The sequence below is a fragment of the uncultured Desulfovibrio sp. genome, from assembly GCF_944324935.1.
GTDB lineage: Bacteria > Desulfobacterota > Desulfovibrionia > Desulfovibrionales > Desulfovibrionaceae > Desulfovibrio.
In genome coordinates, this window is record NZ_CALUYG010000019.1 from 41,584 (window position 1) to 51,405 (window position 9,822).

General features: G+C 66.4%; 8 protein-coding genes and 1 pseudogene. 2 read left to right on the forward strand and 7 right to left on the reverse strand.

Going from position 1 to position 9,822, the window contains the following annotated elements:
• Positions 1-49: 49 nt before the first annotated feature.
• The 3 genes from Q0J54_RS06055 to Q0J54_RS06065 form a co-directional block, all read right to left on the reverse strand.
• Positions 50-937: a metal ABC transporter permease gene (locus Q0J54_RS06055; protein ID WP_296304564.1), complete on the reverse strand. Its 888-nt coding sequence runs from the start codon at positions 935-937 to the stop codon at positions 50-52.
• A gap of 222 nt (positions 938-1,159) precedes the next feature.
• The gene (locus tag Q0J54_RS06060) at positions 1,160-1,999 is read right to left on the reverse strand and encodes a metal ABC transporter ATP-binding protein (RefSeq protein WP_296304565.1); all 840 of its coding nucleotides are present in this window, start codon (positions 1,997-1,999) and stop codon (positions 1,160-1,162) included.
• The gene (locus tag Q0J54_RS06065; RefSeq protein WP_296304566.1) at positions 1,977-2,954 is read right to left on the reverse strand and encodes a metal ABC transporter substrate-binding protein; all 978 of its coding nucleotides are present in this window, start codon (positions 2,952-2,954) and stop codon (positions 1,977-1,979) included. Before Q0J54_RS06065 ends, Q0J54_RS06060 begins: the two co-directional genes overlap by 23 nt.
• A 626-nt stretch (positions 2,955-3,580) precedes the next feature.
• On the opposite strand from Q0J54_RS06065, the gene Q0J54_RS06070 reads away from it, so the two are divergent.
• Positions 3,581-4,330: a molybdenum cofactor guanylyltransferase gene (locus tag Q0J54_RS06070; protein ID WP_296304567.1), complete on the forward strand. Its 750-nt coding sequence runs from the start codon at positions 3,581-3,583 to the stop codon at positions 4,328-4,330.
• 513 nt (positions 4,331-4,843) lie between these two features.
• Here Q0J54_RS06070 and Q0J54_RS06075 read toward each other — a convergent pair.
• The 4 genes and pseudogenes from Q0J54_RS06075 to Q0J54_RS06090 form a co-directional block, all read right to left on the reverse strand.
• Positions 4,844-5,884, reverse strand: a complete 1,041-nt coding sequence (locus Q0J54_RS06075; RefSeq protein ID WP_296304568.1) for a J domain-containing protein — start codon at positions 5,882-5,884, stop codon at positions 4,844-4,846.
• A gap of 7 nt (positions 5,885-5,891) precedes the next feature.
• Positions 5,892-6,332 (reverse strand): annotated as a pseudogene (locus Q0J54_RS06080) (YkgJ family cysteine cluster protein); the annotation flags it as partial.
• 17 nt (positions 6,333-6,349) lie between these two features.
• On the reverse strand, positions 6,350-6,802 hold the full coding sequence (locus Q0J54_RS06085; RefSeq protein ID WP_296304570.1) for a CoA-binding protein: 453 nt from the start codon (positions 6,800-6,802) through the stop codon (positions 6,350-6,352).
• A gap of 162 nt (positions 6,803-6,964) precedes the next feature.
• Positions 6,965-8,992: a cation:proton antiporter gene (locus tag Q0J54_RS06090; RefSeq protein WP_296304571.1), complete on the reverse strand. Its 2,028-nt coding sequence runs from the start codon at positions 8,990-8,992 to the stop codon at positions 6,965-6,967.
• A 133-nt stretch (positions 8,993-9,125) separates the two neighbouring features.
• On the opposite strand from Q0J54_RS06090, the gene Q0J54_RS06095 reads away from it, so the two are divergent.
• Entirely contained in the window at positions 9,126-9,635 is a 510-nt protein-coding gene (locus Q0J54_RS06095; RefSeq protein ID WP_296304572.1) for a nitroreductase family protein, read from the forward strand.
• Positions 9,636-9,822 lie beyond the last annotated feature (187 nt).

The window sequence follows — 9,822 nt, forward strand, 5'->3', positions numbered from 1 at the left end:
GGCGCGGGCATCCGGCGAGCGCCGTCGCGAGGAGCGCTGCCGGAGGGCGTCAGCCGCGGCGATGTCCCTGCCGTCCGGCCAGGAGGGCGCTGCACAGGAAGCAGCCGCAGGCGACAAGGATGATGGTCGCGCCGCTGGATGTGCCCAGCCAGCTTTGCGCCGAGAGCAGCAGCCCGGCAACGCCGCTGAACAGGGCGACACCCTGGGCCCACCAGAACATGCCACCCGCGCTGCGGGCCAGGTTCCGTGCCGTCGCCGCCGGCACGATGAGCAGGGCCGTAACAAGCAGGACCCCCACGGCGCGCACGGCCATCATAACCACCAGAGAAAGCAGGGCCGCAAAGGCGTATTGCCAGATGGCCACCCGCACCCCCTGCGCCCCGGCCATGACGGGATCGAGGGCGATGAGCAGCAGGCGGTTGAAGCCGATGACGGCAAAGAAAAGCACTGCCAGCGCCAGCAGCGCCAGGAAGCCCAGTTCGGCGGGCGTGACGGTCAAAATATCGCCGTAGAGGAACTGCGTCATGTTGCGGGCCATGCCCGGAGTGCGGCTGACCACGGCCAGGCCGAAGGCCACCACGGCGGAAAAGACGATGCCGATGGACGTATCCGCCGAAAGCAGACTGCCCCGGCGCACGGCCATGATGCACAGGCCCACCAGCACGCCGAACGCCGGCATGGTGAAGAGCGGATCAAGCGAAAACAGCAGACCGAGGGCCGCACCCGCAAAGGCCGAATGACCGATGGCGTCGGAAAAGAAGGCCATGCGAAAGGTGATGACGCTGACGCCGAGGGCGGCGGTCATGGGCGCCAGCAGCAAGATGGCCAGCATGGCCTGTTGCATGAAGCCCACATGCAGACAGTCCAGCGGCAGCCGCCCAAGGGCGTTCGCCACGGGCAACATGTCGGGAAGCAGGGCGGAAAGGCTCTCCAGCATGGCTAGCTCCCAGGGCGTATCGCCACGTTGCGCGGGTCGTCCGGGAGGAAGGGAGAGTCCTCCGCCGGCGCGGGAGGGGCCTCTCTTCCTCCCGGGCCCCCCATTCTTTCCCCAGCGCGTGCTTGCCAGGGGAGAGACGGCGCATGTGGCATACGCTTTTCCATAATTATGTGTGATAGTGGTATCTTTTTATTCTGTTGGGATTTTTTTGAAACATGTGTGCTAACCGGCCCTGCCGGGGGCCGTTGACGCTGCCGGGCAGGCAGGCGCATCCGCGCTGTGGCAGTGCGCCCCGCACTGGGCGCAGGTCTCGTCCGGTTCTTCGCACTGTTCGGGGTACAGATGGATGGGCACGCCGAACAGGGCCCGCAGGGTCGGGGCGGTCAGCGCCGCGTGCGGCGCGCCTGCCCGCAGCAGAGAGCCCTTGAGGCACAGTACCTGGCTGGCGTAATGGGCCGTCAGCGACAGGTTGTGGCTGACCATGATCAGGGTGAACCCCTGCTCCTGGCGGGCGGCGGTCAGGACTTTCCAGAACAGACGTTCGCCGCTGGCGTCCACCCCGGCCGCCGGTTCGTCCAGCAGCAGCAGGCGGGGCCGACGTGCCAGCGCCCCTGCCAGCAGCACTCGCCGTTGTTCGCCGCCGGAAAGGTCGCCCATGCGGCGATGCGCCAGATGGACGGCCTGCACCATGTCCAGATGGCGGCGGGCGTGCTCGCGCGCGGCGCCGGTCATGCCGAGCCAGAGCGGCCGGCGTCGGCCGGTCAGCGTCAGGAACTCCAGCACGGTCAGCGGCAGGCCCGCGTCAAGCTGGACGTGCTGCGGCACATACGCCATGCGCGGCGGGTCGCCAAAAGCGGGGAAATCGATCTGCCCCTCGAAGGGGATATTGCCGATGATGCAGAGGAGCAGCGTGCTCTTGCCCGCGCCGTTGGGCCCCACGATGACCGTACTGCCGCCGCGGGGGATGTCCGCCGTGACGTCCTGCAGGATGGTCAGTCCGTTACGGCGTACCGTCAGACCCCGCAGGCGTACGGCCGTATCAGTGGGCAGGGGAGCTGGCAAGGCGTTCCTCAAGCAGGCTGACATTATTTTGCATGACGCGCAGATACTGGTCGGCGGGGACATCCTCGGGGCCGGAGGCCAGGGTGTCCAGACAGAGCAGGGGGATGCCCGACTCCTGCGCCAGCAGCTGCATGGTTCTGTCCGTAAACTGGCGTTCCCCCAGCAGGAGGCGCGGCTCCTCCCGCCGGACATCGGCAAGAAGCTCCATAAGGCGGCTGGCCGACGGAGCGTCGGAGGAGGTCTCCTGCACGATGCCCAGGATGTCGAAGCCGGCGTCCGCCGCCAGGTAGATCAGGGCATCATGCTGCAGGAGGACGCGCAGCCGCCGCCCCTGCGGCGAAAGCTGCCGGAGGCGCTGCTCCAGTTCGTCCATGCCGGCGGCAAAGCGGGCGGCGTTTTCCGTATAGGCGGCGGCATGGGCCGGGTCTCGTCGGGCGAGCTCTTCGGCGATGCGCTCGACCATGAGCGCCGCAAGGTGCGGCCCGGCGAAAATGTGGGGATCGATTCCGCAGCCGGCGGACGTCTGCTCATGCGCGTGCCCGTGACCCGGCTGCCGGCAGATCGTGGCGGCGGGGAGCCGGCCGGCATAGTCCTCAAGGGCGGCGGCAAGTTGCGCGCCGCAATCCAGCACGTCCGCCCTGCGCCGGGCAAGGGCGTCGTGGAAGGCCTCCTCCAGGCCCAGACCGTTGATGACGACAAGATCGGCCTGCTCGAGGTGCAGCAGGTCGGCGGGCGTCGGCGCATAATCATGGGGGCAGCCGGTGGCCGCCGCCACGAGCAGCCGGATGTCGACATCCGGCACGCCGTCCGTCACGGCCCGCGTGAGCAGCCATACCGGGTAGGTGCTGGCCAGCACGCGCATGCCCGGCGCAGCTTGCGCGGCGACCGCAGGCTGCGGGCAAAGCAGGAAAAAAACAGACAGCAGAGCGGCAATGAGGAAGGAGGGGAACATCATGGCTGGCCGAGAGGTTGATGGTGATTTTCCCTTTCTTTAGGGAGTGCCCCACGGACTGTCAAGCAAGCGCCTGCTCCAGGGGACATGGCGGTCATGGTCTCTGTGGGGGGAAGGGGAACCCGCTCCCGCGCTGGCGGAGGGGGTTCCCTTCCCTCCAAACAGACAGCGAATAGTGGTAACAGGCCCTGACAGCGCCATTCGGCCGCGCGTTGCTGTCGATGCCTGTAAGGCTCCTGCGTCGCCTGACAGGCACGGCCTCCGGCCGCCATTCGGTCGCGCGCTGCTGTCGATGCCCGTAAGGCTCCTGTGTCGCCTGACGGGCACGGCCTCCGGCCGCCATTCGGTCGCTTTCCTTTCTCCCAGTCCTTCATCCTTTCCCCGGCGCGCTTTTATCAAAAGGGAAGATGAAAGGGAGGAGCAGCGCGAACGTCTGCCCTTCATCTGTCCGGTTTCCCGATGGAGAAGGAAGAGGCGTTGTCTCCAGAGGGCAAGTCGCAAGGGGAAAGGGAGGCTTTTTCGTCGCGGGAAGGCGGTCTTGCCGGACTTTCCGCAGGGTGCGTACCAGGCGACCGTCCCGGCGGCTGCCGGCGCTTGGCAGAGGCGGGCGCTTTCGGTAGGCTTGCCATATGCCAGCAACAGCAGTCAGCAGAGAACATTTGACGGTACGGGCGGGACCGCAGTGCCCGGGCGGCGCCGCGCCGCTGGTCGGCGTGGTGCTGGCGGGAGGGCTCTCGCGGCGCATGGGGAGGGACAAGGCGCTCCTCACGCTGTCCGGGCAGGCAGGCCAGACGCTGCTCGCGCAGGCTGTCGGGCGGTTGTCGGCCCTGTGCCCGGAAGTCTGGGTCTCCTGCGGCAGCGGGCGGGGCTATGCCGGATATGTCTGCGTGCCCGACGCGCCCTTTGCGGCGGCGGCCGGCCAGGCGGGGCCGCTGCCCGAGCATGCGCGGTCCGTGGCGGGAAGCGGCCTCGGGCCGCTGGCCGGGCTGGCGACCTGCCTCGCGCGGGCGCGGGCGCGGGGCTGGGCGGGCATGCTGACGCTGCCCTGCGACATGCCGCGGCTGCCGGAAAGCCTGCTGCGCGATCTCCTGACGGCGGCCGTCGGGCGGGAAACGGCGCTGGCCGTCTTCTACCGGACGCCGGGCGGCTGGGAGGAGCCGCTGGCCGGCGTGTACCGCTGCGGCGCGCTGCCCTTCCTGACGCGCGCCCTGCGGACCGGGCAGCGGCGCGTCCGCGACATCTTGCCGGACGAGGCCAAATTGCTCGTGCCCCTGCCGGAAGCGGCGCACAGCCTGTTTGCCAACTGCAATACGCCGGAGCAGGCCCGCGCGCTGGGGGTGGACATTCCCGCTGCCGACGACGGCACGGCGGCGCAATAACTCCTGGAGTCGTTCCACGCCGACGTCCTGTGCCGTCAACGCTGGAGAGCACGCGTGCTCCAACATGCCAGCGCGTAACGAGAGCACTCCCGCGGCGAGGCTCATCCATCCTCTGCATGGCCTGCGCCGGAGACGGGATGACGGACGCGGACGCTTTTCTGGAAACAATGTTTGCCCAGTACGGATGTTTCCTGTGACCGGCGGGCGGCGCGCGTCGGCCTGCTGTCATCCTGCGTTTCCGTTTGCCGCCGCTTCGGGCGTTCCGGCGATGGGGAGTCGCACCCGTCGCCTCTCCGCCGACCGGGGAAGCCTGCCGCCTTTTTCCTCTTTTATATCGCCGGGGGACTGACAAGCGAAGGGGCGGCTTTCGCGCCGTGTCGTTTTTTCATCCTTCCCAATAAAGCGCGGTGGGGAAAGGGGTGGGGGCAGAGCCGGGGGGCCCCCTCCCCCAGAAAACATCAGCCCGTAACGCCGTGGGCGCTACGGGCCGAGAAAGAGCTCGATCCATCCGGTCTACTGGCTGTTGAGCTTCAGATAAAGGTCGCCCTGCCAGGGGCCCACGCGCTTGCCCAGGCCGCGCAGGCGAACGGGTTTGCCGGGGACGAAATCCGGCGGGAGGGTGATCTCCACGGTGACGAGATCGTTGCTGAAGCCACGCCGGATGCGCAGGCGGATACGCCGGCCGGGCACGAGGTTGCTGGCGGGCAGGGTGAATTCCTGCTCCTCGTCGATCTGCTGGCGCAGCCAGCCCTTGACGGCTCCGGCAACGCCCTTGCGCAGGCTGATACCGGGTTTCTTGTCGCTCCAGGTGACGGTGACTTCCTGCGCGTCCTCCTTGCGGATGCGTTCGCGGGGCTTGCCCTGTGCCGACTCCCTGGGCTCGGCGGCGGGCGGAACGTCGGCGGAGGCCGTTTCCTGCGGATGCGCTTCCGTCTGCGGCTTTTCCCGTTCCTGCCGGTTCAGCTCGCTGTAGATATCTTCGAACACGCGGCGGGCAAAGGGGTCGTTGAGCAGGTCCCTCAGGACATCCTGCTCGGCATAGCCGCTTTGCTGAAAATCCCGGGCGGCGTCCGCATCGGCGGCCTGCCCCTCCTTTTCGTCCTGCGCGGCCTGCTGCTGCCGGGCCTGCTGCGTCTGCTGCCGGCGGGCCTGTTCTTCCCGTCTGGCGCGGGCCTGTTCCTCGGCGCGGCGCTTCTCGGCCTGTTCACGGATGATGCGTTCGCGTTCCTCTCTGGCCCGGCGGCTTTCGGCGGCATCGCGGGCGCGTTCCTCGGCGCGGCGGCGTTCATCGCGGCTTTCCTGCGCCTTGCGGCGGCTTTCTTCCGCTTTTTGCCGGGCTTCTTCGGCGGGTTTGAGCACGGCCGAAAGGGCCACATAGGCTTCGTTGAGCAGCTGAAAGTCGTGGCTGGCGTTGGGGTTGCCGGGGTTGAGATCCGGGTGCAGCTCGAAGGCCCGCTTGCGGTAGGCGCTTTTGAGCTCCTCCAGGCCGGCGTTCTTGTCCAGCCGGAGTATCTCGTGGCACTGCTTGAGGGTGAGTTGTCGGCTGCGTTTCATGGGGCTCTTACGGCTGTGGGTTGAGGATCAGGGCATTGGCCTCGCAGGCGGGATCATGGGCCAGCAGGTCGTTTTCGCGCAGATAGCGCAGCCCCTGGGCAGCAAAGTCGGCATGGTCGGCATCAGCCACGATGCCCGGACAGAACTCCTTGGCCAGCTCCCAGCTGAGGGGATCTTCCAGATTGCCGCGAAAGAAGGGCCAGGCCCGGCAGATGGCGGGTTTGCCCTCATGGACGGAACAGCCTTTCCCGGCCCGGAAAAAGAGGCAGTTGCCGTCTTCGCCGCAGCGTACCTGCCATTTGCCGCCCATGCGCTCGCAGTAGCGTTCCAGCACGGTTTCCGGGGCAAGGCCCAGATGGGCGGCAAGGCGTTCAAGATCGCGGGGGCCGACGATGATCCCCCCCCGCCCCGTGCAGCAGTGGCCGCACATGCGGCAGACAAAGACGGTCGGTTCCGAAGCGTTGTTCATAGGCTGTCTGCGGCGGCCCCGTCGGAGCCGCGGATGATGAGGTTATGCTCCACCATGATGCAGGCATCCTCCACCACAAGGATGCCCGCGGGCTCCAGCAGGGCGCGGGCCGCTTCGGAGCGGATACCCTCCTGCATCCAGAAGCAGCGGGGACGCCAGGGCAGGGCCAGCGTTTCGCGGGCATGGGCCGGGCAGGCCTCGGGAGCACGAAAAAGCGTAATGATGTCGACAGGCTGCGGCAGTTCCGCAAGGGAGGGATACGCGGAAAGGCCCCATACGGTACGCCGCACGGGGTGGACGGGATAGACGGTGAAGCCCTGCTCCAGAAGATAGCGGCCGACGCGATCCACCGGCTGGCCGGCCTTGTCCTTGGCGCCGACAAGAGCGATGCTTCCGGTCGTGCGCAAAAGATGCGACACGGCGTCGGACGCAAAACGAGATGCGGCCATGCGTTCCCCCCTTTCCCCTGTTGTCGCGCAATGGCTCTGCGAGCGTCGTTTACACAATGTGACAATATACGTCGAACCGCCTGTTATGGCAAGCCTCATCTCCGGGGCGCGCCCGGCAGGCGGCCGGAGAGGTCCGGGCCTGACGGCAGGCCCGTCCGTGACTCAGGCCCGGCCTGCCGCCGTTCCGCTCCCCCGGCTGGCCCCGCCGTCGGCGGTCCGGGGATGGCTCAACACCGGCGGCAGACCCAGCAGCTTGTCGGTCTTGCCGAAGAAGTAGAGCAGATCCCCCGCCCGCATGATGAATTCCGGTCCGGGCGAAGCGATGGTCTCCTTGCCGCGATGGGCGGCCACCAGGGTCACGCCGTAGCGCTTGCGAAGGTCGCTTTCCACCAGGCTGCGGTCGCAGAGCGGGGAACCGGCATCCAGCCGCAGGGCCTGCACGCCCATGTCCGGCAGCTGGTGCACGGCTTCGTCCAGATCGGTGGTGGTGGCGGCGGCCTTGCGGATCATGCGGTAATTGTCCTGCCGGACGCGGGCGGTAAAGGCGTCGATGTCCTGCCGGGGGATCAGGTATTGGGTGAGCACCTGATTGAACACCTCGATGGAGGTCTCGAACTCCTCGGCAATGACGGAATTTGCCCCCAGCCGCCGCAACGGGGCCACCTCGGTAACGAAGCGCGTGCGCGCCACGATGTAGATATTGGGGTTCATGCGCCGGGCTTCCAGCGTGATGGCCCGGACGGCGGCCGGATCGGAAATGATGATGGCCATGACCCGCGCCTTGGCTATGCCCAGATGTTCAAGGATGACGGGCTGGGTGGCGTCGCCATGCATGATGGGCTCCTTGCCGCGGTAGCGGGTGACGGTCTCGGGGTTCATCTCCAGGATATTGTAGGAGATGCCCGACTCGCGGGCCACACGCGCCAGATGCTTGCCGCTGATGCCGAAGCCCACGATGATGAGGTGGTTTTGCAGGGGGCAGCTGTCGTCGGCCTCGGTCTCTTCGGCCGTGGGTATGCGATGCTGCCAGCGCGTGAGCAGATCGGCAATGCGCGGCGCCAAGTTGATGAGCATGGGCGTGACCATCATGGTCAGCACGCTGACGGCCAGGAAGCCCTGATACGCCTGGTGGGTGAAGACGCCGGCGCTCACGGCCAGCGCGGCCAGCACGAAGGAGAATTCCCCCACCTGCGCCAGCGACAGGCCGGTGATGATGGCCGTGCGCAGCGGGAAACGCTGGATGAGCACCGAAGGCAGCGTCAGCAGGGTCTTGATGAGGATGAAAAGGACGGCGTTGAGGATGGTCAGCAGAAAGTGCGAGGAGAGGAAATCCAGATTGAGCATCATGCCCACGGACATGAAGAAAAGACACATGAACACGTCACGGTAGGGCAGGATGCCCGCGATGACGCTCATGCTGTACTGGGAGCGCGCCAGCATGAGCCCGGCCAGGAAGGCCCCCAGCGACAGGGAGAGCCCCAGCCGGTGGGTCAGTACGGCCATGCCGAAGCAGAGCCCGAGCGTGGTCAGCAGCAGCACTTCCCGCGAGCGGGTACGGACGACGGCCTCCATGAGGCGGTTGAGGCCGTAGTAGCAGAGCGTCAGGACCGCCCCCAGGATGAGCGCCACCTTGCCCACGGCGGTCAGCATCTCCCAGCCGCCCACCTGCAACGTGCCGGCCAGCAGGGGGATGCAGAGCACCATAGGGGCCACCATGATGTCCTGAAAAACCAGGATGGCCAGGGAGAGCCGCCCCATGGGCGTGCTGGTCAGCCCCTTCTGCTGGAGGATCTGCAGGACGATGGCCGAGGAGGACATGGCCACGAGGCAGCCCCAGATGATGCCCTGTGTCCAGGCAACGCCCTGAAAATGCATGAGCACGGCCACCGCCCCGGCGGTACAGCCTATTTGCAGGCTGCCTCCAAGAAAAACAGGCTTTTTCAGCCGGTTGAGCGCTTCCCCGGAAAGCTCCATGCCGATGGTGAACAGCAGCATGGCCACGCCCAGATCGGCGATGGTGCTGATGGATTCCTGATCCGTGATGACGTTCATCACCGAGGGGCCGCAGAGAAAGCCCGTCAGGAGAAAACCTACCGTAGGAGTCAGCTTGACTTTGTTGCAGACAAGGCTGACGATGATGGACAGCAAAAACAGCAAAACAAGATCATTGACTTCGGCAAGTTCCAGCATGGCGCATAACCCCCAGTCCCATAGTCTACCTTATTTGCAAAAATAACGCAATGTTCCGGGCAGATGGCAGGGAGTGTCCCTGAGCGGGGGGGCAGCCGGAGAACGGGCCGGAGCCAGCACAGGAGGCAGGATCATGGAATTTTTTGAAGCGCTTCGCACTCGCCGCAGCATACGCAAGTACACCGCACAGCCTATTGCCGCGGAGGATGTCCGCATCATGCTCGAGGCGGCCATGCTGGCCCCCAGCGCCAGCAACCGCCAGCCGTGGCATTTCGTGGTCGTGGACGACAAGGCCACGCTGGAGCGGATCGCCACGGAGCATCCCTATGCCAAGATGGCCGCCGGCGCGCCGCTGGCCGTGGTGGTCTGCGGCGACCTCGATGCGGAAAAGACCAGGGGCTTCTGGGTGCAGGACTGCGCGGCCGCCACGCAAAACCTCATGCTCGCCGCCCGTGCCCTCGGCATCGGGAGCGTGTGGTGTGGTCTCCATCCCGTCGAGGACCGCGTGGCCCCCATACGCCGCATCCTCGGCCTGCCGGAGAACATCGTCCCCCTGAGCCTCGTCGTCATGGGCTATCCCGAGCAGGAATTCAGCGAAGCCGACCGCTATCAGGAAGCCAAGGTGCACCATAACCACTGGTAAGCCTGCGCGTGCAGGAAGTCCTTTCTTTTTCTTTCTTTTCTGCCGCTGGCTTGCGGCTGCTGCCCGGCATGGCGGCTTGGTCGCCTCCCGGCGAGGGGCAGGGGGTGAGAGGGGGGCAGATTGTCAAACGAAAGTTGACACAAAGAAGACCCCGTCTTCCCTCATTTTTTCCACAGTTGTCTTGTAA